Source organism: Roseinatronobacter sp. (assembly GCF_051859525.1).
Taxonomy (GTDB): Bacteria; Pseudomonadota; Alphaproteobacteria; order Rhodobacterales; family Rhodobacteraceae; genus Roseinatronobacter.
The window spans coordinates 8828-31036 of the sequence record NZ_JBHYFM010000005.1; the positions used below are offsets into that span (position 1 = coordinate 8828).

Annotated in this window: 22 protein-coding genes; 13 read left to right on the forward strand and 9 right to left on the reverse strand. The window is 59.7% G+C overall.

Annotated features, from left to right (window positions below; genetic code table 11):
- The 4 genes from ACTIE1_RS06445 to ACTIE1_RS06460 all read right to left on the reverse strand — a co-directional run.
- The coding region (locus tag ACTIE1_RS06445) for an amidohydrolase family protein (protein WP_439563310.1) at positions 1-594 on the reverse strand (594 nt) is incomplete at its 3' end.
- Positions 595-900, reverse strand: coding sequence for an urease subunit beta (locus ACTIE1_RS06450; protein WP_439561068.1), 306 nt, complete (start codon positions 898-900; stop codon positions 595-597).
- A complete protein-coding gene (locus tag ACTIE1_RS06455) occupies positions 897-1214 on the reverse strand; it encodes an urease subunit gamma (protein ID WP_439561067.1) in 318 nt (105 codons plus the stop codon). The genes ACTIE1_RS06450 and ACTIE1_RS06455 overlap by 4 nt, the downstream gene beginning before the upstream one ends.
- Positions 1215-1224: 10 nt before the next feature.
- Positions 1225-2034 (reverse strand): urease accessory protein UreD, encoded by an 810-nt coding sequence (locus ACTIE1_RS06460; RefSeq protein WP_439561192.1) that lies wholly within the window; start codon positions 2032-2034, stop codon positions 1225-1227.
- A 291-nt stretch (positions 2035-2325) separates the two neighbouring features.
- Between ACTIE1_RS06460 and ACTIE1_RS06465 the strand changes: the two genes are divergently transcribed.
- The 3 genes from ACTIE1_RS06465 to folD all read left to right on the forward strand — a co-directional run bounded on the left by ACTIE1_RS06465 (position 2326) and on the right by folD (position 6282).
- Positions 2326-3348 (forward strand): aspartate-semialdehyde dehydrogenase, encoded by a 1023-nt coding sequence (locus ACTIE1_RS06465; RefSeq protein WP_439561066.1) that lies wholly within the window; start codon positions 2326-2328, stop codon positions 3346-3348.
- A gap of 209 nt (positions 3349-3557) precedes the next feature.
- Positions 3558-5234 (forward strand): formate--tetrahydrofolate ligase, encoded by a 1677-nt coding sequence (locus tag ACTIE1_RS06470; protein ID WP_439561065.1) that lies wholly within the window; start codon positions 3558-3560, stop codon positions 5232-5234.
- 157 nt (positions 5235-5391) lie between these two features.
- Positions 5392-6282, forward strand: coding sequence for a bifunctional methylenetetrahydrofolate dehydrogenase/methenyltetrahydrofolate cyclohydrolase FolD (gene folD, locus ACTIE1_RS06475; protein WP_439561064.1), 891 nt, complete (start codon positions 5392-5394; stop codon positions 6280-6282).
- On the opposite strand, the gene ACTIE1_RS06480 is transcribed toward folD, so the two are convergent.
- On the reverse strand, positions 6279-6683 hold the full coding sequence (locus ACTIE1_RS06480) for a DUF2306 domain-containing protein (protein WP_439561063.1): 405 nt from the start codon (positions 6681-6683) through the stop codon (positions 6279-6281). The genes folD and ACTIE1_RS06480 overlap by 4 nt on opposite strands.
- 100 nt (positions 6684-6783) lie before the next feature.
- Between ACTIE1_RS06480 and ACTIE1_RS06485 the strand changes: the two genes are divergently transcribed.
- A complete protein-coding gene (locus ACTIE1_RS06485; RefSeq protein ID WP_439561062.1) occupies positions 6784-7533 on the forward strand; it encodes a LytTR family DNA-binding domain-containing protein in 750 nt (249 codons plus the stop codon).
- A 3-nt stretch (positions 7534-7536) separates the two neighbouring features.
- On the opposite strand, the gene ACTIE1_RS06490 is transcribed toward ACTIE1_RS06485, so the two are convergent.
- Positions 7537-8187, reverse strand: a complete 651-nt coding sequence (locus tag ACTIE1_RS06490) for a rhomboid family intramembrane serine protease (protein ID WP_439561061.1) — start codon at positions 8185-8187, stop codon at positions 7537-7539.
- Positions 8188-8280: 93 nt separating this feature from the next.
- Complete coding sequence (locus ACTIE1_RS06495) at positions 8281-8976, reverse strand: sugar transferase (RefSeq protein ID WP_439561060.1); 696 nt, start codon at positions 8974-8976, stop codon at positions 8281-8283.
- A gap of 463 nt (positions 8977-9439) precedes the next feature.
- Between ACTIE1_RS06495 and ACTIE1_RS06500 the strand changes: the two genes are divergently transcribed.
- Positions 9440-10279 (forward strand): ExeA family protein, encoded by an 840-nt coding sequence (locus ACTIE1_RS06500; protein ID WP_439561059.1) that lies wholly within the window; start codon positions 9440-9442, stop codon positions 10277-10279.
- Between the two features lie 9 nt (positions 10280-10288).
- Here the strand turns inward: ACTIE1_RS06500 and ACTIE1_RS06505 are convergent, their stop codons facing one another.
- Positions 10289-10711, reverse strand: a complete 423-nt coding sequence (locus ACTIE1_RS06505; protein WP_439561058.1) for a VOC family protein — start codon at positions 10709-10711, stop codon at positions 10289-10291.
- 129 nt (positions 10712-10840) lie between these two features.
- Between ACTIE1_RS06505 and ACTIE1_RS06510 the strand changes: the two genes are divergently transcribed.
- From ACTIE1_RS06510 to ACTIE1_RS06545, 8 genes are all read left to right on the forward strand, one after another.
- Positions 10841-11620 carry a thymidylate synthase gene (locus tag ACTIE1_RS06510; protein ID WP_439561057.1) on the forward strand — a complete coding sequence of 260 codons (780 nt, stop codon included), beginning with the start codon at positions 10841-10843 and terminating at the stop codon, positions 11618-11620.
- A 3-nt stretch (positions 11621-11623) separates the two neighbouring features.
- Positions 11624-12121, forward strand: a complete 498-nt coding sequence (locus ACTIE1_RS06515) for a dihydrofolate reductase (RefSeq protein ID WP_439561056.1) — start codon at positions 11624-11626, stop codon at positions 12119-12121.
- 59 nt (positions 12122-12180) lie between these two features.
- Positions 12181-12498, forward strand: a complete 318-nt coding sequence (locus ACTIE1_RS06520) for an HPF/RaiA family ribosome-associated protein (RefSeq protein ID WP_439561055.1) — start codon at positions 12181-12183, stop codon at positions 12496-12498.
- A gap of 444 nt (positions 12499-12942) precedes the next feature.
- A complete protein-coding gene (locus tag ACTIE1_RS06525) occupies positions 12943-13605 on the forward strand; it encodes a hypothetical protein (protein ID WP_439561054.1) in 663 nt (220 codons plus the stop codon).
- Positions 13606-13628: 23 nt separating this feature from the next.
- Positions 13629-16061: a UDP-forming cellulose synthase catalytic subunit gene (gene bcsA, locus ACTIE1_RS06530; RefSeq protein WP_439561053.1), complete on the forward strand. Its 2433-nt coding sequence runs from the start codon at positions 13629-13631 to the stop codon at positions 16059-16061.
- Positions 16058-18343: a cellulose biosynthesis cyclic di-GMP-binding regulatory protein BcsB gene (locus tag ACTIE1_RS06535; RefSeq protein WP_439561052.1), complete on the forward strand. Its 2286-nt coding sequence runs from the start codon at positions 16058-16060 to the stop codon at positions 18341-18343. Before bcsA ends, ACTIE1_RS06535 begins: the two co-directional genes overlap by 4 nt.
- Positions 18340-19416 carry a glycosyl hydrolase family 8 gene (locus tag ACTIE1_RS06540; RefSeq protein WP_439561051.1) on the forward strand — a complete coding sequence of 359 codons (1077 nt, stop codon included), beginning with the start codon at positions 18340-18342 and terminating at the stop codon, positions 19414-19416. Before ACTIE1_RS06535 ends, ACTIE1_RS06540 begins: the two co-directional genes overlap by 4 nt.
- Positions 19413-20849 (forward strand): hypothetical protein, encoded by a 1437-nt coding sequence (locus ACTIE1_RS06545; protein WP_439561050.1) that lies wholly within the window; start codon positions 19413-19415, stop codon positions 20847-20849. The genes ACTIE1_RS06540 and ACTIE1_RS06545 overlap by 4 nt, the downstream gene beginning before the upstream one ends.
- Before the next feature lie 79 nt (positions 20850-20928).
- Here the strand turns inward: ACTIE1_RS06545 and phaZ are convergent, their stop codons facing one another.
- Positions 20929-22206, reverse strand: coding sequence for a polyhydroxyalkanoate depolymerase (gene phaZ / locus ACTIE1_RS06550; RefSeq protein ID WP_439561049.1), 1278 nt, complete (start codon positions 22204-22206; stop codon positions 20929-20931).
- Between the last annotated feature and the right edge of the window lie 3 nt (positions 22207-22209).

Sequence of the window (22209 nt, forward strand, 5' to 3'; positions counted from 1 at the left end):
GGCCAGGTTCATGGGAAATGCATCCGCGGCCTGCATCATGCGCCCCAGATGCCACGGGCCGGGGGTGCAGGTGGTGGCCAGCGTGCCATGTGCGGGGCCGGTGCCGCCGCCCAGCATGGTGGTCAGGCCCGAATGCAGCGCATCGTCAATCTGTTGCGGGCAGATGAAATGGATATGCGCATCAAACCCGCCAGCGGTCAGGATCTTGCCTTCGCCCGCGATGATTTCGGTGCCCGGCCCGATGATGACATCAACGCCGGGCTGCGTGTCGGGGTTTCCGGCCTTGCCGATCTTGGCAATACGCCCGCCACGCAGGCCCACATCGGCCTTGATGATGCCGGTATGATCGACAATCAGCGCATTCGTGATGACCGTGTCCATGGCCCCCTGTGCGCGCGTCAGTTGCGACTGGCCCATCCCGTCGCGGATGACCTTGCCGCCGCCGAACTTGACTTCCTCGCCATAGCCGCCGCGTTCCGCAATCAGGTCGCGTTCCACCTCGATTATCAGGTCGGTGTCGCCCAGCCGCACCTTGTCGCCCACAGTGGGGCCATACATGTCGGCATAGGCTTCGCGTGTGATCTTATATGACATTTACAGCGCCCCCATGACCTTGGCATTGAACCCGTAGACCACGCGCGCCCCGCCATAGGGCACCAGCGCCACGTCGCGCCGCTGGCCCGGTTCAAAGCGCACGGCGGTTCCGGCGGGAATGTCCAGCCGCAGCCCGCGCGCGGCAGCGCGGTCGAATTCAAGGCCGGCATTGGCCTCGGCGAAATGGAAATGGCTGCCCACCTGAATGGGGCGGTCGCCGGTATTGGCCACCATCAATATGGTCACCGGCTGGCCTGCATTCACGTCCAACTCGCCATCAGGGGTAAAGATTTCGCCCGGGATCATGCGCTTGCCCTTTCGCGGATGGGGTGGTGAACGGTGACCAGTTTCGTGCCATCGGGAAACGTGGCCTCGACCTGCACGGAATGGATCATGGACGGAATGCCGTCCATGCATTGATCAGCCGTGATGACATGCGCGCCTGCCTGCATCAGGTCGGCCACGCTGCGCCCATCGCGCGCCCCTTCGACCACATAATCGGTGATCAGCGCGATGGCCTCGGGGTGGTTCAGCTTGACGCCGCGCGCCAGCCGGTTGCGCGCGACCATGGCAGCCAGCGCCACCAGCAGCTTGTCTTTTTCACGAGGGTTCAGGTTCATCTATGCTCACTCACATTTGCCAGACACGGGGAAGGGCGGACGGGCGCAGCGCCTGCAACAGCCGCACCATTTGTTGCCGCAAGGGCCAGTTGTCGCGCGCCATCAGGCGCACCACCAGCCGCCCAGGCATTGCGGATGCGGCGGCGTTTACGTCAGGGTCGGGGTGCAGGGCCGTGCGCGCCAGTGCCAGCTTGTCCTGTGCGCCATCCGCGACCAGAACCAGCGTGGAAAACGCGCGCATGCCCGCCAGCCCTGCGGCGCGACTGTTCAGGCGCGCGGCATCCAGCGCGAACCCCTCGGCATGGCAGGGCGCGTTGGCGTGCTGCACCAGCCGCCAGTCGTGGAAATCCAGCGCGGTGACCTGTTCGTTCATGGCGGCGCGTCCCAGAACCACGGTTTCGGCCATCAGGCAACTTGCGCCCTCGCCCAGTGTGATAATGGTGCGCCGCCGCAGCTGCGCGGCGTCAAACAGGATGGTTTCTTGTGGCAGCCAGTCCAGATGCGCGCCATCGCCCACACTCATGGTAATATCGACATGTGCCGCGCCCGTTGTGCTGCGATAGGCGCGTTCGGCCGTCTGGGTGGTGGCGGTCAGGCGGCAGCCTGCGCCCAGCGTGATGTTCAGGCCCAGCCTGTCGCCCCCTGTCAACCCGCCCGATGTGTTCAGAAACACCAGTTCCGGCCCCGACAAAACAATTAGTTTGGCGGACCCCTGCTGATACAGATCCCCCAAGACGGCCCGCCCGCCCTGCGCAAAAAAGCCAGCGCGGGCAAGGCCCTTGCTGCGTTGGTGGGGGTCTGGCAGTTTCAGCGGGATCATGCGCACCTCGGGTTCTGATGTGTCGCTAGCAAGGGCGCGGGGGACCAATCCAGCCCCGCCGCGTTGATGCCCGTTGGAATGCGCTGGCACAGCCTGTGCCCGAATGGTGCGTGATTAATTTTAAGGCAGTGTGATTAATTTATGTGCCGAACTGAGTCACGACCCGCTGGCGGCACTGCCCCGCGCGGCACAGGGGCAAAACGCTGCCAATGGGGCAAGACATTCCAGCGCCCCTTCACCTTTCGCCATGGATGCGTTATGTGCCCACTCACTTGTTTCAAGGAGGCCAATATGGGCTATAGAGTCGTCGTTGTCGGTGCCACAGGGAATGTGGGCCGCGAAATGCTGAACATCCTCGCTGAACGCGAGTTTCCGGTTGACGAGATTGCTGCGCTGGCGTCGCGCCGCTCTCAGGGGACCGAAGTCAGCTTTGGCGACCGAACTTTGAAATGTCAGGATCTGGAACAGTTCGATTTCACCGGCTGGGACATGGCCTTGTTTGCCATCGGGTCCGAGGCAACGCAGAAATACGCCCCCATCGCGGCCAAGGCGGGCTGTGTGGTGATCGACAATTCGTCCCTGTATCGCTATGACCCTGATGTGCCGCTGGTGGTGCCGGAAGTGAATGCCGAAGCGGTGGACGGCTACACCAAGAAAAACATCATCGCCAACCCGAACTGTTCCACCGCGCAGATGGTTGTCGCGCTGAAGCCGCTGCATGACCGCGCCCGCATCAAGCGCGTGGTGGTCAGCACCTATCAATCGGTGTCGGGATCGGGCAAGGAAGCCATTGACGAGCTGTGGAACCAGACCAAGGGCGTTTATGTCCCCGGTCAGGAAGTCGCGCCAAGCGTCTATCCCAAGCAGATCGCGTTCAATGTGATCCCGCATATCGATGTGTTCATGGAAGACGGCGCGACCAAGGAAGAATGGAAGATGGTCGCCGAAACCAAGAAGATCGTGGACCCCAAGATCAAGGTTACAGCAACCTGTGTGCGCGTGCCGGTCTTTGTCGGGCATTCCGAGTCGATCAATATCGAGTTCGAGGATTTTCTGGACGAGGATGAAGCCCGCGATATCCTGCGCGAAGCCCCCGGTATTCTGGTTGTCGACAAGCGCGAGGCTGGCGGATACATCACGCCGGTCGAATGTGTGGGCGAATATGCGACCTATATCAGCCGCATCCGGCAGGATTCGACCATCGAAAACGGGTTGAACCTGTGGTGTGTGTCCGACAACCTGCGCAAGGGCGCGGCCCTGAATGCGGTACAGATTGCCGAAGTGCTGGGGAATCGTTGCCTGAAGAAAGGCTGATCCTAGCGCGACAGACCAGAAAGGCACGGGGTTTTACCCGTGCCTTTTTTTATTGGTCGGCCCCCGTGTTTCCCGCTGGTGGCCTTTGGTTTCCAATCGGAAATATGAAAGGCGTTTCCGGTGCCGAAAATGTCGGAATCGCGGCTGTGTGTTCCGACCGGCCCCGTTATACCTGTTGCAGCAGCGACATCTTACCGCAGGGAAAAGCAATGACCTTCAAGACCGATATCGAGATCGCCCGCGAGGCAAAGAAGAAGCCCATTCAGGACATTGGTGCAAAACTTGGCATCCCGTCCGAGCATCTTCTGCCCTTCGGGCATGACAAGGCCAAGGTCTCTCAGGAATTCGTGGCCGATGCGCGTGCGCGCAAGCGCGGCAAGCTGATCCTTGTCACCGCGATCAACCCGACCCCTGCGGGCGAGGGGAAGACCACCACCACGGTTGGTTTGGGTGACGGTCTGAATGCAATCGGCAAAAACGCCGCGATCTGCATCCGCGAAGCCAGCCTTGGGCCGAATTTCGGCATGAAGGGCGGCGCGGCTGGCGGCGGCTATGCGCAAGTCGTGCCGATGGAAGACATGAACCTGCATTTCACCGGCGATTTCCACGCCATCACATCTGCGCATAACCTGCTGTCGGCGATGATCGACAACCATATCTATTGGGGCAACGAGCTGGAGATTGACGAGCGCCGCATCACATGGCGTCGTGTCATGGACATGAATGACCGTGCGCTGCGCGATATGGTCGTCAGCCTTGGCGGGGTGTCGAACGGGTTTGCGCGCCAGACGGGGTTTGACATTACTGTGGCGTCGGAAGTGATGGCGATCCTGTGCCTTGCTGCCGATCTGGAAGACCTGCAAAGCCGCCTTGGTGACATTGTGATTGCCTACAGGCGCGACAAGTCCCCCATCTATTGCCGCGATATTGGTGCAGAAGGTGCGATGACCGTGCTGCTGAAGGATGCGATGCAGCCCAATCTGGTGCAGACGCTGGAAAACAACCCTGCCTTTGTGCATGGTGGCCCGTTTGCAAATATCGCGCATGGCTGCAATTCGGTGGTGGCCACGCAAACCGCGCTGGGCCTTGCCGATTATGTCGTGACCGAAGCCGGTTTCGGGGCCGATCTGGGCGCAGAGAAGTTTTTCAACATCAAGTGCCGCAAAGCGGGGCTGACGCCTTCGGTTGCGGTGATCGTGGCGACAGTGCGCGCCATGAAAATGAATGGTGGCGTTGCAAAAGCGGATCTGGGTTCGGAGAATGTGGACGCGGTGAAGAAGGGCTGCCCCAATCTGGGCCGCCATGTCGAGAACGTCAAATCCTTCGGGGTGCCGGTCGTTGTGGCGATCAACCATTTCCATTCCGACACCGATGCCGAAGTTGCCGCCGTTCAGGAATATGTCGCATCGCTGGGTGCAGAAGCGATCCTGTGCCGTCACTGGGCGCAGGGGTCTGCGGGTATTTCCGAACTGGCCACCCGCGTTGCGGAAATCGCCGATGGGGACCGCGCACAATTCGCGCCCCTATATGGCGATGACATGCCATTATTCGAGAAGATCGAGACCGTCGCGCGGCGCATTTACCGCGCCGACGAGGTTCTGGCAGATGGCAAGATCCGCAACCAGTTGAAGGAATGGGAAGCGGCTGGATATGGCCATTTGCCGGTCTGTATGGCCAAGACGCAATATTCCTTTACCACGGACCCGAACCGCCGCGGCGCACCTGTCAACCATTCGGTGCCGGTGCGGGAAGTGCGCCTGTCGGCAGGGGCGGGGTTCATTGTGGTGATCTGCGGTGAAATCATGACCATGCCGGGCCTGCCGCGCAAACCGGCGGCGCAATCGATCAGGTTCAATGACGAAGGGCTGATCGAGGGTTTGTTCTGACAATTCCGCCCGTCGGGGGGTGGTGGACGGACGCTCGCGCGCGGTATGCCGCGCGCATCGCCCCGCCCACCATCCCCTATGGGCGTCTGGCACACGTAAGCGCGTATCGCCCGACGACACGGGCGTTGCGGGCCGGGACTGACAAAAGGATCGACACATGAGCGCGGCTATTATCGACGGTAAGGAATTTGCAGCACGGGTTCGCGCGAAGGTCGCGGCACATGTGGACAGGCTGAAGGCGGATCACGGCCTGACACCGGGGCTGGCTGTTGTGCTGGTGGGGGAAGATCCTGCCAGTCAGGTCTATGTGCGGTCCAAGGGCAAGCAGACGCTTGAGGTGGGTATGAACTCCTACGAGCACAAGCTGGCGGATGACATATCCGAAGCCGAATTGCTGGCAGTGATCGACCGGCTGAACCGTGACCCTGATGTGCACGGGATTCTGGTGCAACTGCCGCTTCCGGCGCATCTGGATTCCGATCTGGTGATCAACGCGATTGATCCTGCCAAGGATGTGGACGGGTTCCATATTTCGAATGTCGGCCTGTTGGGGACCGGACAGAAAAGCATGGTGCCCTGCACCCCGCTGGGCTGCCTGATGATGCTGCGCGATTATCACGGCGATTTGTCGGGCATGACTGCCGTTGTTGTCGGCCGGTCCAATATTGTGGGCAAACCCATGGCGCAGCTGTTGTTGGGGGACAGCTGTACGGTGACCATCGCGCATTCGCGCACGAAGGACCTGCCCGCCATGTGCCGCAGCGCAGATATTCTGGTAGCTGCCGTGGGACGCCCTGAAATGATACAGGGCGATTGGGTCAAACCTGGCGCGACAGTTATTGATGTGGGCATCAACCGTGTGGAACGTGACGGGCGCAACAAGCTGGTGGGGGATGTGCATTTTGACAGCGCCGCCGCCATTGCCGGTGCGATTACCCCGGTGCCCGGCGGTGTCGGGCCGATGACCATTGCCTGCCTGCTGGCCAATACCGTGACAGCGGCCTGCCGTGCCAATGGCCTGAATGAGCCGGAAGGGCTGACGGCCTAGCCCCCGATCAGAACCGCGTGCATGATGCGTCCGGGCGAAAGGGTAAACAGCCCCGCGATCACCAGCCCGCCCCAAACCATGCCCAGCATCATGCCGCGATGGCGCGCGGTTCGTCCGCGCCTGATCTGGACAAGGGCATAGATGATGCCTGCGACCACCCAGACAGACAGCAGGTGTATCCAGCCATAGCCCAGTACCGGCCCGCCATGGGTAATGCCGAAGCTGGTGACGGCAACTGTCAGCATGGCCCCAACCCATATCCAGCCCAGCATGCGATGTGCGCGCGACCCCCTTGGGCGTGTGAAAATCAGCAGGGTCACGATGATCGCAAGCAGCGCGCTGGCTGTGTGAACCTGTATGGCCAGCGTTGTGTTCAAAAGCGGGTGCAGATTTGGTGTCATTTCGATGCCGTTCCTGTTGTTGGAAAACTGCTGCAGGGTTTGCATTCGGTCGCAGGGCGCGGCAATAAAGGTTGCGTGGAGTGTAGATAGGGTTTCGTGTATGACCGCGCATTCAAGGGCTTTGCAGGTCGCGCTTCGTGAATCGCGCAGCGTTGGTTTTCTGTGGTTAGGTTTGACAGTGCTGGCCACGCTGGCTGGTCCGTTCGGCACAATGGATGCGCTGGCCCCGGGTCCGCGTGCGGGGTATTGGGGCGGCGTGATTGCCTGTGCCATCGGGTTGCATTTCGCCATTCGTCATATGCAGCACTATCTGCCCGCGCACAGGGCAAGCGCGCTTGCGGGCAGTGTCGCCTATGCGGTCATTCTGGCAGCGGGTATTTTCGGTGTGAATGTCTGGCTGTTTCCGGGCTGGCAGGGGGGGGATATTGCCAGCCTTTTGTGGTTGATCATGATTGTGCTGGTAGTCGCCGCCGCTGTTCATGTGGGTATGACCCGACTGCGTCCGCCCCAAGTGCCTGATGCGCAGGCAGACGCACATGACGCATTCATGGCGCGGGTGCCCCTGTCCAAGCGCGGGCCACTGATCCGGCTGGAAGCGCAGGATCATTATCTGCTTGTTGTCACGCAAAACGGGTCCGAACTGGTCCTGATGCGCATGGCCGATGCGGAAGCCGCGCTTCAGGGGGCAGGCCTTCGGGTTCACAGATCGCATTGGGTGGCGTTGGCCGCCATAACGCGGGTTGAACGTCATCAGGGCAGGATAGGTCTTGTTATGCAAGATGGTGCGATTGTTCCGGTCAGCCGCTCAAACCTGCCAAGGCTGCGCGCCGTGGGGCTGTTGCCAGCCTAGCATTTATACTCGGTAGCGCAGGGTTGGCGTCACAAGGGCCGCAAACAGCACACCCGCCAGAAACCCGCCAAGATGCGCTTCCCATGCCAGCAAACCGGACAGAAGCACCCATAGCACGATGTTCAGAATGGCCAGACCCAGCAAGGACATCCAAAGGGGGCGCATAGGGCTGCCGAAATGTTGTCGCGCTTGCCATTCCCAGAATTTCCACGCCCCGATCAGGCCGAACACAGCCCCTGATGCGCCGACCATGGGCGATTCGGACCCTGACAGAAGTGCAAACCCTGCGGCCCCGCCCAATGTGCTTAGCGCATAGAGCAGCAAGAAACCCTTCTGGCCGATACGGGCAACGACAATGCCCCCCAACGCCAGAACCGCGACCATATTGCCCAACAGGTGCATCAACCCGCCATGCAGGAAGGCGTAGCTTATGAACATCACCTCGCGCTGGAAGGGGTAAAGCGGGTCCCAGCCACGCAACAGCCCGTTCCAGAACGCCCCGTATGCGATGGTGGTCATGCGCCATTCGGGGGCCGCGCTGAATGTCGCGCCCAGCAGCGTCAACAGGATTTCCGGCAGACATGTTATGGCCACCAGCGCCAATACGACGGGGCTGTTGGCTTTGGTCGAAAATGTCACGTTTCTGGGGGCCATAAGCGCCGCTTTGACATTGTCTTCTACCGGTTGCAAGCGACCCGTATCATTTTGACCATGTCGCGTGTCTTTGGCGATCAGGCGCATGGCGGTTCAGATACCGGTGCTGCGCAGCACGACCTTGATGGTTTTCGCCACAAGACGCAGATCGTTCGCGAAGCTGAGGGTGGCGGCGTATTCTGCATCGATCATGGCGCGCTGTTCAAAATTGGCATCATTGCGTTCGGTCACCTGCCACAAGCCCGAAATGCCCGGGCGCAGCGCCAGATAGGCGGGCAGGGAGGCACCATAGAGTTTGACCTGATCAAGCATCATCGGGCGCGGGCCAAGCAGACTCATGTCGCCGCGCAGGACGTTGAATATCTGGGGCAGTTCATCAATCGAGGTTTGCCGCAGGAAATGCCCGACCCGTGTGATGCGGGGGTCATTCTGCAGTTTCTGTCTGGTGTTCCATTCGTTGCGCAATGCGGCATTCTCGGCCAGAAGCGCCTGAAGGCGCTGGTCCGCATCTGCGTGCATTGTACGCAATTTCCAGATCCGGAACACCCTGCCAAACTGGCCAACGCGTTGCTGGGCATAAAAGGGGCTGTTGCCGCCGGCCACGATCATCAGGGCACTGATGGCAATGACCGGAATGGCAATGGGCAGCAGCATAAGGACCAGCGCGATATCCAGCATGCGTTTGCCAAGGCGGGCATATACCCCGCGCGGCAAGTCGCGCGGGACGGGCACGCGCTGTGCGTTTGTCCGCAACCGCAAGAAACTGTCACTGGTCGAGATACTACTCATGCTACTTGTCCTGATCGACTTATATTGGCCAGCAATGCCCGTGACAGCGCTTACCAAATTCTTAAACATTAAATTTTGATACAATACTTATGAAGTCTGGGGGGCAAAAAAGTTGTTCGTCACGAAGGATTTATACGGATTCATAAGCCGGGCTGCCGGCATTGTTGATGTATCATGAATGGTCCTTCAGTAATCTGCATATTGTTGATGGAAAGACGCCGAAAGACGGGGCCCTTTGATGTGATAGGCCGTGATCCTGTCCAGATTCGGCCAGAAAATAGCCCATAGCATGAAAGGTTGACGCGAATCGCTGCCAGTCCGAAATCAGGCCCTGCTTAGGGCACAAGGCGCGTCGCGAACTTGCCATGACCTTGACTTGTTTCAGCTTGAATTTTGTCACATCCGGCCTGTAGACCGATGCAAGTAGCATATCGATTGGCGTTAGTACCGGCTTCAGGGATCAATGGCACATAGTTTTTCTTCATATCTGGATCATTTCGGCCTGCATCAGCGGCCGTTTTCCCTGACACCAGACCCGGAATTCCTGTTCTGGTCCGATGCTGCGCGCGGGGCCTATGCCATGTTGCAATACGGGCTGGCGACACGCTCGCCCATCACAATGCTGACCGGCGAAATCGGCGCGGGCAAGACTGTGTTGTTGCAGCATTTCATTGAAGAAGCAGAAGATGACGATTCCCTGTCCATTGCGCTGGTCACGAATACGCGCCCCAATACGCGCGATATCCTGCAATGGCTGCTGCCCGAGCTTACGAAATCCGACCTGAGCGAGGAGGGCAAGTTTCTGAAAGTTCAGGAATTCCTTATTCAGGAATACAATGAAGGCCGTCGCGTTCTGCTGGTCATCGATGAAGCGCAAAACCTGTCGCCCGAAGCGCTGGAAGAACTGCGCATGCTGACGAATATCAACTTGGGCAAGGAAGAAGTGTTGCAGCTTTTCCTGATTGGCCAGCCGGAACTGCGCGATCATGTGCGCCGCCCCGATCTGGTGCAGTTCGCACAACGCGTGGCCGCGAACTACCATCTTCCCTATATGAAAATGGATACAGTCGCGCATTATATCGCGCATCGCCTGAAAATCGCGGGCGGGCGGTCCAGTGTGTTCAGCAAGCAGGCCGCGATGCTGATATTTGACGTCACCGGCGGTGTGCCGCGACTGATCAACCAGCTTTGCGATATGTCGCTGACCTATGCATTCGCGCAGGACGATCCTGTGGTGAAACGCGCCACCGTCCAGTCAGTGCTGGACGATGGTATTTTCTTCGCGCCGGTGCAGCGCGCCTGAGAGCGCGCCCTACCAATGGCCGGTATTGCCCATGCTGGCCCATGGTTCTTGCGGGGGCAGGGCGTCACCTGCTTGCAGCAATTCGATTGACACATTGTCGGGCGAACGGACAAATGCCATGTTCCCGTCACGGGGCGGGCGGTTTATTGTGACGCCTGCCGCCTGCAATTCCGCGCATTTGGCGTAAATATCGGCAACCTCATAGGCCAGATGCCCGAAATGGCGGCTGTCTGATGGCAGGCCGTCATCACCGTCCCAGTTATACGTCAGTTCGACAGGGCATTCGGGTTGTCCCGGCGGGGCAAGGAAGACCAGCGTAAAGCGCCCTTTTTCACTGTCATGGCGGCGGGTTTCTTCCAGTCCCAGAAGTTTGAAGAATGCGATCGTGGCATCAAGATCTTTGACGCGGACCATCGTGTGCAGGTATTTCATGGTGCTTGCTCCTTTTGGTGAACATGGTAACTGAATTTCCGCCCTGTTCAATGCCCTTGGGGGTTCCAGAATCAGCGCGTTCCCGCCATTGTGCAACTCATCCACAACATATTGCGGGACGGGGACAACGTGAAACAGTATCTGGATGGTTTGCAGCATATTCTGGACCATGGCACCCCATCAGAGGACCGCACCGGAACAGGCACGCTGTCGGTGTTCGGGATGCAGATGCGCTATGATCTGGAAGACGGGTTCCCGTTGGTGACAACCAAGAAAGTGCACCTGAAATCCATCATCCATGAATTGCTGTGGTTTCTGTCAGGTGACACGAATATTGGCTACCTGAAGGAAAACGGCGTCCGTATCTGGGATGAATGGGCCGACGCGTCGGGCGATCTGGGGCCGGTTTACGGGCGGCAATGGCGTGACTTCGGTGGTGTTGACCAGATTACAGAATTGCAGCGCATGATTCTGCAGGCCCCCGACAGCCGCCGCATGATCGTATCGGCATGGAACCCGCCCGATGTGCCGGAAATGGCGCTGCCGCCCTGTCATACCTTGTGGCAGGTGCGGGTTCTGGCGGGCAAGCTGCATTTGCAGCTGTATCAGCGATCTGCCGATATGTTTCTGGGGGTTCCGTTCAATATTGCGTCCTACGCGCTTTTGCAAATGATGCTGGCGCGTGTTGCGGGGCTGGGGCTTGGCAGTTTTGTGCATACGCTGGGGGACGCGCATATCTATTCCAACCATATGGATCAGGTGCGCACGCAGCTTGCGCGCGACCCGCGCCCCTTGCCCAGAATGAACATTCTGCGGACACCGGATACGGTTTTCGATTTCCGCTATGATGATTTCCAGATTGAAGGCTATGATCCGCATCCGGCGATCAAGGCCCCTGTGGCGGTGTAGCGCATGATCAGTCTGATTGTTGCACGGGCGCGTAACGGGGCCATCGGGCGGGACAATACAATCCCGTGGGACGCGCCTGAGGATCTGAAGTTCTTTCAGCGCGAAACCCTGGGCGGGGCCGTGGTGATGGGGCGCAATACATGGGACAGCCTGCCAAAGCGCCCCTTGCCGCGGCGGCTGAACATTGTCGTCACGTCCCGCCCTGCGGAGGGCAGTGCCGATGCGCTGTTTGTGCCGCTGGATCGCGCGGTCGATGCAGCGCGGCAGGCAGGGTATTTCCGTATTTACGCCATCGGGGGGGCAGGGATTTATCGGGCGTTCTTGCCGCTGGCCGAACGGTTGCTGGTTACAGATGTGGATATTGACGTGCCCGATGCCGATACGTTTTTTCCGCAGCTTGACGAGGCGCAATGGCGGGTGTCTGCCGAACTGACGTTGCGTGCCGATACGCCAGCCTGCACGATACGCGAATTTCGCCGAATTTCGCCCGCGCAATCTTGAAGCCGCAGAAGATGATGCATACCCTTGAGGTGTAATAACAAGCCGGAAAGGGCCATAAAATGCATATTCAGGTAAACACCGATAACACCATCGAAGGGCGCGAGGATGTGACCCGTTTTGTCACGCAAGTCATCGAGTCCAAACTTGGTGCGGTTTCCGGTCCGATTACCCGTGTGGAAGTGTATCTGCGCGACCAGAACGCGACGAAGAACGGCCCTGATGACAAGCATTGCAAGGTTGAAGTGCGCCTTGAGGGGCGCCAGCCTGTCACCGCTGAAGATGCCGCCGACAACATTCGTTCTGCCGTGACCGGCGCGACTGACAAAATGCGCAATGTTCTGGACAGGGAACTTGGCAAACAACGCGAGCGGCGCTGACCGGAACGCCGGACCAGAACCGGTATTTGTGGCCCATGCGCAACAATGGCGTGCCGCAATGATGCCCACGATATATTGTGACATGCGGGGCGCAGAAAACTATCTGCGCCCTTTTTCCGTCGTCCTTGGGTCTGAAACTGGTGTTTCACCCGTCATGGATCATCGATGTGGCAATGCCATGAATGCGCATTCGAGACTGCAAAACCCCGAATGGTTTATCAATCGTTGCAAACGGGCAGGCCGTGCGGTAGACTTTAGTACGAAAATCAGAATATCCGGCAGGAAATGCCGGTAATTTCCGGTAAAAGCACCCGCAAGAGGCGCTTGATCGGTTGGGCATGGGCAAGTAATGGGCAGGTCAAGCGACCAGATCCGTAATTTTGACGGCAGGATGAAACGCATCCTGACGGCGTTTTTGTGGATCATGCCCCGGCAGGCAGGGCAATGTTTAAGGATTACAAGTTTCGCGCGCTGAACAGTTTACAGGCCGCAATTCCCGCATTTGTGCGGGTTGGTGCTCTATCAGCAATCGCCGCCTTCGCGGTGTCCGCCTGTGACGGGGGCTTTTTGTCCAGCCTTGACGGCTCCAGCCCCACGGAGCTTGCCGAAGCGGTCACCGAATTTCGTGTCGTTCCCGCATCGCGTGCACTGATAAATGTGCCCAACGCGCTGATCGTCCTTGAACGCGAATTGGATGGCGCGCTGGAACAGCGGATCACCTTGCCGAATTCCACCAGTTTGCAGGGCGAAAACACCATTATTCTGCGTGCCCAGACCAATATGACGGCCAGCCGGTCGCGTTTGGTGCTGGATGACGTGCTGCGCCAGTTCGGGGGGGCACCCGCGCCTTTCGGGTCGGTGACTGACAGTTCGCTGACGTCGATTTCCGACCAATATGGCGATATCACCTATATGACGCGTGCGCCGGGGGGCGATGTGACCTGTGCGCTGGCGTTCCGGCGCACCCAAATGGGTGCGCGGGCCTTGCCGCGTGGCGCATCCGCGCTGGATATTATGCTTCGAAACTGTATTTCCGGGCCGGTTGAGCGTGCCCTTGCCCCGATAGGCCAGGGGGCGTTTGGTCTGGCCTCTCCTGTTTTGCAATAAGTATAGCAGAGGGTGTTAGTGCAATGAGTATGTTGATCGCAAATAGGCGTCTGCGCCCGAGTGAGGTGTTTCTGGCCCTGCTTTGGTTTGCCGTTGTCATTCCGCTGGCATTTCTGGCCAGTATTCCGACATCTACGGCGGTGCAGGGCGCATTGGGCCTTTTTGCTGTTTTGCTGGTTGCGGCGCTGAAACCCTTTACCATGAAAACGATTGTCGCGCGCTTCGCGCTTCTGGCAATCGCCAGCGCGATTGTCATGCGCTACTGGTCATGGCGGCTAACCGAAACGCTGCCGTCATCGTCAAATCCGCTGGAATTTTCTATCGCAGTATCGCTTTTCGCGGTTGAGACCTATGCTATCTGGGTGTTCTTCGTCAGCTCCTTTGTGACCGCCGATCCGGTCAATCGCACCTTGCCGCCCAAGGTTGCGGTGCAGAACCTGCCGACAGTCGATATTCTTGTTCCCAGTTATAACGAGCCTATCGACATGCTGGCCGTAACATTGTCTGCGGCCAAGAACATGCATTATCCGGCGAACAAGCGCACGGTGGTTTTATGCGATGACGGGGGCACGGATGAACGCTGCAACCACGAAAACCCCGAAATTGCCATCAAGGCGCGCGCGCGGCGCAAGGATTTGCAGGCGCTATGTGCTGAACTGGGCATCGTCTATTCGACACGCGCGCGCAATGTCCACGCGAAGGCAGGCAATATGTCCGCCGCATTGGAACGGCTGGACGGGGATCTGGTTGTCGTGTTCGATGCCGACCATGTGCCAAGCCGTGATTTTCTGGCGCGCACAGTCGGCTATTTCGTGGCCGATCCGAAACTGTTTCTGGTGCAAACCCCGCATTTCTTTTTGAACCCCGACCCGATTGACCGCAATATCGGCCTGCGCGATGACTGCCCGCCTGAAAACGAGATGTTCTACCATCAGGGGCACCGTGGCCTTGACCGTTGGGGCGGCGCGTTCTTCTGCGGGTCCGCGTCGGTTCTACGCCGCGCCGCGCTGGATGATGTGGGCGGTTTTGCGGGCGAAACCATCACCGAGGATGCAGAAACCGCGCTGGAAATTCACAGCAAGGGCTGGAAAAGCCTGTATGTCGATCACGCCATGATTGCGGGGTTGCAGCCCGAAACCTTTGTGACCTTCATTGAACAGCGCGGACGTTGGGCTGCGGGTATGATGCAGCTGTTGATGCTGAAAAACCCGCTGCGCCGCAAGGGCATGAGCCTGAGCCAGCGACTGTGTTATCTGAATTCCATGACCTTCTGGCTGTTTCCGCTGGTGCGGATGGTGTTCATTCTGGCACCCTTGGCCTATCTGTTCTTTGGTCTGCACATATTCGTTGCCACAATCGAAGAAGTGCTTGTTTATATGGGCGCCTATATGGCGATCAGCTTCATGGTGCAGAACGCGCTTTATGCACGGGTGCGCTGGCCGCTGATATCGGAACTGTATGAAACGGCACAGGCCCCCTATTTGTCGGGGGTGGTCATCAAGACCATTTTCAAACCGCGCGGGGCGAAATTCAATGTGACCGCCAAGGATGAAGTCCTGATCGAGGATTACATCTCGCCTCTGTTCAAGCCGCTTCTGTTTGTCTGGGTTCTGTCCCTGATGGGGGTTATGGCGGCGGGCATCCGGTGGGTCATGTTCCCCGGTGACCAGACCATCCTGTCCATTGTCGGCGGCTGGGCGGTGTTCAATTTCTTGATTGTCAGTGCATCGTTGCGCGCCATCGCAGAACGCCAGCAGCGGCGCGGTGTGCCGCGTGTGGATATGAATGTGCCCGCGGTCGCTGCAATCGGGCGCAATGACATGTTCAGTTTCACGGCGGCGACGGTCCTTGATTCCTCGACCAGCGGGGCGCGGCTTTTGTTGCGGCCCGGCCCAGATACGGACATGGCGGAATTCGCGGCAATCGAGAAGGGCTATATTTTCTATTTCACGCCGGAATTTCCGAAATCGCCGCATCTGGAAAACGCTGTCCGCGTGCAGGTCCAGAATGTGCAGCGCGACAATGCTGGTGTGATCGTCGGTGTGCATTATGACCCCGAACAGCCAATGGTTGTGCGCGAAACGATTGCGCATCTGATTTTTGGCGATTCCGCCGTTTGGGAAGCGATCCGCGAAAGCAGGAACAAACCCAAGGGCCTGTTGGCGGGGTTCGGGTATGTGGTCTATCTGGCATTCAGCGGTGTGTATCACACGATGCGCGCGCTTGCGGCGGAACCCGCACGGCGCAAACGCGCCGAGGAGCGTGAGCGCGCCGAAGTCGGCGTGACACAGGCCCCCGCGCATATTCTGGCCTTCGGCGAGGCATTTGATCCGGTGGTGATCAACCCTGATATGCCGCGCCCGTATTCGCCTGCGGCACATCGCCAGACGCAGCAAAACCCCTTGCAACCGGCCCGGGTTTTCAAGCCGGACCCCGATCAGGAGGTGCCACGATGATGGCGCGCGGGTTTCTGGCATGGGCGCGGGCGCAGATCCCGGCGCTGTGCTGCGTGACCGCATTGTGCGTCGGCCTTCTGGGGGCGGGCGCAGGGCTGGCACAAACTGCCAGTGACGGGCTGATTCTATTGCCCGAGGATGGCCTGTCCGATGGACCCCCGCAGGACAGCCTGACGCAGGCGCTGGACGAGGACCGTTTCGACCCCGCGCGGCGCGGGCTGGAGGCGATGCCACAAACAGGCCGCCAAGGCTGGGTGTCGCCCTTGCGGTTGATGGATTTGAACATTCCCGTCACTGGGACGGCGGCCCGCATCAGTGGCGAGCGGCAGGTGGTGGCGTTCGATCTGTATGTCAGCACGCCATCCGCGCACCGTGTGTTGCAACTGGTCACGCAATCCAGCATCGATCTGCTGCCCGAAAGGTCATCGATGCGTGTGCATCTTAATGGTCAGGAAATCGGTGTTGCAGGATTGGGCAATTTCGACGCGTTCGAAGGTGTGTCGCTGGATATTCCCGACAATCTGTTGGTTGCGGGCCGCAATGGCGTGCAGATCGAATTTGTGCAGGGGCATCGTATCTTTTGCGGGCCGGAGGCATCCTTCGGCTTGTGGACCGATCTCGACCTGAAACAGTCCGGCTTGCCGGTTGCCTATGGCGAGATCGGCGGCGATGCCGACAGTTTCATGATGGCCTTTGCCGCGCAAACAGCCGGCGGCGCGCCGGTTGAAATTCGTGGGATCGACCGTTTGGGGCCACAGGCCGCAAACTGGCGCAGGCACCTGATACGCAGCTTCAATCAGGCATTGCTGGGCAGTCCCGTGGCCTTCGGGTTCAGTGATTACTGGACCGTGGCGCAGCAGGACCGCGCGCTTGCCAGAATAACGATTCTGCCCGCATCCAGCGGGCGCGTCAGTTTCCACATTGGCGGTGATGGCGCGCATGTCATGGTGCTGGAAGTTGGTCCTGATACCCAGCCGCAAAATGTGCTGACCACAATCGCCCAGCTTGCCCCGCAGCCCGCCGCCAGCCGTGCGCCACTACTCCAACCCGAGCAGGATGTCCCCCTGTCTGCTTTGGGTGTGCACACCGAAAGTTTCTCGCAGCGGTATGCGCGCCGCGATCATCCTTTCAGGTTGCCAGATGACTGGCTGGTTCTGACGGCTGCGAAGGCACGGCTGAACCTTGATTATATCTACGCAACCGGCCTGCCCCGAGAGGCGATGTTGCTGATCAGCGTCAATGGCGAAGCCATCCGCCTGCTGCCCCTGCGCGATGAGGGGGGGCAGGTTATTTCCCAGTTTCCCATCGATTTCGAGGCCCGCATCCTTCAGCCGGGTGCCAACCGCCTGACATTCGAGGTGATGGTTCCGGGCGATCCGCCGGATCTGCCTTGCCCAGCTGTGGACCGCCCGTTTTTGCAAATCGGTGACTCCTCGACGTTGCATGTCCCCTATAGCCCGTCCATGGCGATTCCTGACATGAACCTTGCATTCGGGGCATTGACGCCCGACAGCATCCGGCTGAATGACATGACCGCGCGCGCCTATAGTGAAACCGATATTCTTATGCTGTCGGCGGCACTTGCGCGTTCGCAGGCGGATATGCGCGCCGCAACGCTGCATCTGATCTCACTGGATGATCTGGGGTCTGTGCCCGCCGCACATCACAGGGCGGATCGCCGGTTGCTGGAGGACACGGTGTTGTCGGTCCAGCAGCTGGATACATCCCAGTCCGATCCTGCGCTTGCGTTCAGTGACGACCCGTTCGAGCGGCGCAGGCAACAGGATTCCAGCTTCTCGCTTGGGTTCGGTCGGGCCTTCAGCAATGGTTGGGGGGCCATCAGGGACAGTGTAAGATGGGCCACGGACCGGATTTTCCCCAGCTCTGGCGAGCAGTTGAACCAATGGCTGCAAGACCGGCGCGGACAGGCGGTGCTGTTTCACCTTGACGCGACACGGCCCGATGAAATCTGGATGCTGCGCAGCCCCGACAGCGACATGAACGAGATTGCACATGCCATAGCGGCAGCACGCGCAAACGGTGCCGGACCGCGCGGGCAGGTGTCGATACTGGGTCATCAGGGGGACTGGCAAAACTGGATCGCGCCCGATCGCCGCCCCATACTGCTGGAACCCTGGTCAATGACCAATTTCCGCTATGCAATGGGCAATTTCGTATCGGCCAGACCGATTTTCTTTACGATTATGATCCTATTTCTGGCGTTGCTGTCCGCAGTCATTGCGCTGCGTCTGGTCATTTCAACAAGAGACACCAAGACATGAAAAGAAGAACCTTGATTTCAGGTCTGGGCGCGGTCGGGGCCTTGGGGCTGGCGCGGCCTGCGTTTTCCTTCGGGACTGTGGACCTTGCCGATGTGGCCATGCCTGTCTGGAACAGCTGGAAGGCCGCGTATCTGGCCAGTGACGGGCGCGTGATTGACGGGTTGCAGCGCGATGCCAGCCATTCCGAGGGGCAGGGCTACGGGATGGTGCTGGCAACGGTGTTCGGTGATGCCGCCAGCTTCCAGTCCATGTTCCAGTGGACGGAACGCAATCTTGCCATCCGGCCCGATCCCTTGCTGGCGTGGCGTTGGTTGCCGGGGCAGGGCAATCCCGTGCCTGACCGCAACAACGCATCTGACGGGGATCTGTTTTATGCATGGGCGCTGGTGCGGGCCGCGCGGCGGTTTGACAATCGCACCTATCTGGCACGGGCGCAGGAAATCGCACAGGCGCTGGCGGAAAAATGTATCGCCCCAAGGCCGGACGCCACGGACCAGACCGTTTTCCTGCCGGCGGCGTTCGGGTTTACCCATGAGACGCATGTGACAATAAACCCGTCCTATTACATGCCGGTTGCGATGCGCGAACTGGCCGCAGCGACCGGCGCCAGCGCGCTGGCCATCTGTGCCCAGCAAGGCGAGGCATTGTTGGCCCAGATCGCGTCTGAAGGGTTGGTGCCGGACTGGATTGATATATCGGCAAACGGTGTGCGGGGGGCGCAATCGCTGTCGCCCAATGCCGGCTATGAAGCGCTGCGTGTGCCGCTGTTCATGATCTGGTCCCGCGTGCCACAGCATCCGGCTGTTCAGCGCATGGTGGCGGTTTATGAACGCACAGTGCAGCCCGGCATCGGGGTGCCCACGGTGATTGAACCCTTGTCGGGTGTCGTCCTCGAAACCAGTGCGGATATGGGGTATCAGGCGCTTGCCGGTCTGGCCATGTGTTCCGGTCGCAAGTCAACTGGCGCGGCAATCCCGCCCTTTACGCCGGACCAGCCCTATTACCCTGCCACATTGCAACTTTTTGCGATGATTGCCGCGAATGAAACCCTTCCGGAATGTGTGCCGCTATGACCCATGCGTTGTTGAATATCCGTCCGGTCGCGCTTGCTGCTGTGATGCTGCTGGCGTCCGGCGCCGGTAGTTTCGCGCAGACCGCCAGCTATGATGATTTGCGCGCCCTGCGGTATTATCTGACCCAGAATGACAGCGCTGCTGCGCAGGCAGAATTGCGGCGCTTGCGCGCGGCGTTTCCCGACTGGCGCCCGCCAGCGGACCTGAATGAGGTGCTGGCCCCCCCGCAGACACAGGCCGGTGTCGATGAGGCCGAGATATGGCGGCGCATTGAACTGAAGGATTTCGCTGCCGCCCGCCGCCTGATTGATGACGGGCGCAGTCGTGTGGCGGGCTGGACACCCCCGTCCGATATGCTGCGCGTTCTGGAAACCAACGAGGCCCAGAGTCAGTTTGACGCTGCCGTGTCCAGCCGCGATGCGGGCCAGGCCATTGCGGTGGCCCGCCGGTCGCCGCAGATAATGACATGTGAACGCATCAATAACGCATGGCTGCTGGCCGATATGTATGTGCTTGCGGGGCAAACGCAATCGGCCGTGACCACCTATCGCAACGCGCTCCAGTCTTGCACGGGCTTCGGCCAGATGCAGCCGACCTTGCAAAAGGCAAGTGCAGTCGCATCAGGGTCGCAACTGGCGGAATTGTTCAGCGTTGCCCGCGCCGCCAATAGCGGCGCATCGGCCCAACTCGATGCATTATATGCGGAACTGACGGGCGGTGCCGCAACGCCACAGCCTGCCGCGCAGCCCCAGCCCCAGCAGGCCACGTCCCCCGCTGCCCCTGCACCCGCTGCCGCGCCCGCCCCGGTCGCCCCGGCGCCGGCAGTTGCCGCCCCGACCGACACTGTGTCGCGCAACCTGCCAATACAGGGCGATCCGCGTCTGGCAGAGGTGCGTCGCCTGAAAGAACAGGAACAATTCGCGCTCTGTCTTGCCGCCTCGGCGGGGCCACGGTCGCTGGATGTCTTGTATGAACGGTCGTGGTGCGCCTATAGCCATGACCGCCCGACCGAAGCGCTGTTCGGCTTCCAGCAGGCCGCGCGCGTGGGGGACAGGCTGGGGCCGAATGTCGGGCGCGATGCAACCTTCGGTATGGCGCTGGCCTATTTGTCGATGACTATGACCGAACAGGGCGCGCAGGTCGCGTCACAGGTGAACCTGAATGAGTCACAGCGCCGCGAGATTGAAACGATCGTGCTGGACCAGCGCGGTGTGCGCGCCTACCGCCTTGGCGATTTCCATCACGCAATCAGCTATTTCAACGCGCTTGAGCAGGTTCAGGGCAGTTTGCGGCGCGATCTTGCCATGCTGCGCGCCTATGCCTACCTGAATGCGGGCCAGCGCGGTATTGCGCGCGAACAGTTCGAGCGGCTGCATTCACAACTGGCGACGGCAGAAACGCGGCAGGGCTTGAATGCGGCGCGTGGTCCGTAAGCGGTGTAGCGCTGCCGTTGACATAAAAAGCCCCGCTGACTGGCGGGGCTTTTTCTATGTCGTGTCTGTCGGTAACAGATTAACCGTTCGCGGCCACGGCCTTCAGCGTGGCCTTGCCATCGGTCGGGCCGGAATGGGCGTCCATGAATTCCATCACCAGCGGGCGGATGTTGTTGCGCCAGGATTTGCCCGCAAAAATACCGTAATGACCGGCACCCGGTTCCAGATGGCTGGCCTTCTGGCTGTCTTTCAGCCCTGTCAGCAGGTCAAGCGCGGCCAGACACTGGCCGGGTGCGCTGATGTCATCCTTTTCACCCTCGACAACCTTGACGGCGACATTGGTGATCTTGCCCATATCAACCTTGTGGCCATCCACAACAAACGCATTGCGCGCAATCTCGCGATCCTTGAAGATGCGTTCAACCGTGGACAAGTAGAATTCGGCAGTCATATCCATGACGGCAAGGTATTCGTCATAAAAGCGGTTGTGCTTGTCGCTTTCGCCATCCTCGCCGCGGGCGGCGGCAGAGATCTTTTCGGAAAAGGCTGTCGCATGGCGTTCCAGATTCATGGAGATGAAGCCGCCCAACTGCAACAAGCCGGGATAGACAAGCCGCCCGACACCGCGATATTTGAAGCCCACACGCTGAATGGCCAGATGTTCCAGCTGGCCCATTGTGACGCTGCGCCCGAAATCGGTGACTTCGGTCGGGGCGGCGTCGGGGTCTACCGGCCCGCCGGTCAGTGTCAGGGTGCGGGGTTGTGCGTCGGGGTCCAGCTCGGCCAGATAGGCCGTTGCCGCCAGCGCCAGCGGCACAGGCTGGCACACGGCCAGCACATGTGTATCCGGCCCCAGATGGCGCATGAAATCGACCAGATACAGCGTGTAATCCTCAACATCGAATTTGCCTTCCGATACGGGGATATCGCGCGCATTGTGCCAATCCGTGATCCACACCTCGCAATCGGGCAGCAAACTGGCCACGGTCGAGCGCAGCAGGGTCGCATAATGGCCCGACATGGGGGCGACCAGCAGCACGCGGCGGGGTTTTTCGGGGCGGTCATGCACCTTGAAATGCAACAGATCGCCGAAGGGGCGTTTCACAGCGACCACTTCTTCGACCACATGGTCGCGCCCGTCATCGCCCACAACCGACCGGATGCCCCAGTCCGGCTTGATAACCATCCGCGCAAAACTGCGTTCGGTGACCCGCCCCCAAGCAGAAAGCGCCTTGAACATCGGGTTTGGAACCATGCCCCAGATCGGGTATGATGCAAAAGCGCGCGCAGACGCGCCCATCCATTCATTCGTGTTTCGGATGGTTTCCATCATATCATAGGTTGCCATGCCCTTCATATC

Bases quoted from the DNA above. Each gene is read 5' to 3' on its own strand.
- ACTIE1_RS06460 (WP_439561192.1), bottom strand. From the start codon at position 2,034: ATGATCCCGCTGAAACTGCCAGACCCCCACCAACGCAGCAAGGGCCTT.
- ACTIE1_RS06515 (WP_439561056.1), top strand. From the start codon at position 11,624: ATGATCAGTCTGATTGTTGCACGGGCGCGTAACGGGGCCATCGGGCGG.
- ACTIE1_RS06480 (WP_439561063.1), bottom strand. From the start codon at position 6,683: ATGACACCAAATCTGCACCCGCTTTTGAACACAACGCTGGCCATACAG.
- ACTIE1_RS06470 (WP_439561065.1), top strand. From the start codon at position 3,558: ATGACCTTCAAGACCGATATCGAGATCGCCCGCGAGGCAAAGAAGAAG.
- ACTIE1_RS06545 (WP_439561050.1), top strand. From the start codon at position 19,413: ATGACCCATGCGTTGTTGAATATCCGTCCGGTCGCGCTTGCTGCTGTG.
- phaZ (WP_439561049.1), bottom strand. From the start codon at position 22,206: ATGAAGGGCATGGCAACCTATGATATGATGGAAACCATCCGAAACACG.
- ACTIE1_RS06540 (WP_439561051.1), top strand. From the start codon at position 18,340: ATGAAAAGAAGAACCTTGATTTCAGGTCTGGGCGCGGTCGGGGCCTTG.
- ACTIE1_RS06455 (WP_439561067.1), bottom strand. From the start codon at position 1,214: ATGAACCTGAACCCTCGTGAAAAAGACAAGCTGCTGGTGGCGCTGGCT.
- ACTIE1_RS06520 (WP_439561055.1), top strand. From the start codon at position 12,181: ATGCATATTCAGGTAAACACCGATAACACCATCGAAGGGCGCGAGGAT.
- ACTIE1_RS06495 (WP_439561060.1), bottom strand. From the start codon at position 8,976: ATGAGTAGTATCTCGACCAGTGACAGTTTCTTGCGGTTGCGGACAAAC.
- ACTIE1_RS06450 (WP_439561068.1), bottom strand. From the start codon at position 900: ATGATCCCGGGCGAAATCTTTACCCCTGATGGCGAGTTGGACGTGAAT.
- bcsA (WP_439561053.1), top strand. From the start codon at position 13,629: ATGAGTATGTTGATCGCAAATAGGCGTCTGCGCCCGAGTGAGGTGTTT.
- ACTIE1_RS06505 (WP_439561058.1), bottom strand. From the start codon at position 10,711: ATGAAATACCTGCACACGATGGTCCGCGTCAAAGATCTTGATGCCACG.
- ACTIE1_RS06525 (WP_439561054.1), top strand. From the start codon at position 12,943: ATGTTTAAGGATTACAAGTTTCGCGCGCTGAACAGTTTACAGGCCGCA.
- ACTIE1_RS06500 (WP_439561059.1), top strand. From the start codon at position 9,440: ATGGCACATAGTTTTTCTTCATATCTGGATCATTTCGGCCTGCATCAG.
- folD (WP_439561064.1), top strand. From the start codon at position 5,392: ATGAGCGCGGCTATTATCGACGGTAAGGAATTTGCAGCACGGGTTCGC.
- ACTIE1_RS06535 (WP_439561052.1), top strand. From the start codon at position 16,058: ATGATGGCGCGCGGGTTTCTGGCATGGGCGCGGGCGCAGATCCCGGCG.
- ACTIE1_RS06465 (WP_439561066.1), top strand. From the start codon at position 2,326: ATGGGCTATAGAGTCGTCGTTGTCGGTGCCACAGGGAATGTGGGCCGC.
- ACTIE1_RS06485 (WP_439561062.1), top strand. From the start codon at position 6,784: ATGACCGCGCATTCAAGGGCTTTGCAGGTCGCGCTTCGTGAATCGCGC.
- ACTIE1_RS06490 (WP_439561061.1), bottom strand. From the start codon at position 8,187: ATGGCCCCCAGAAACGTGACATTTTCGACCAAAGCCAACAGCCCCGTC.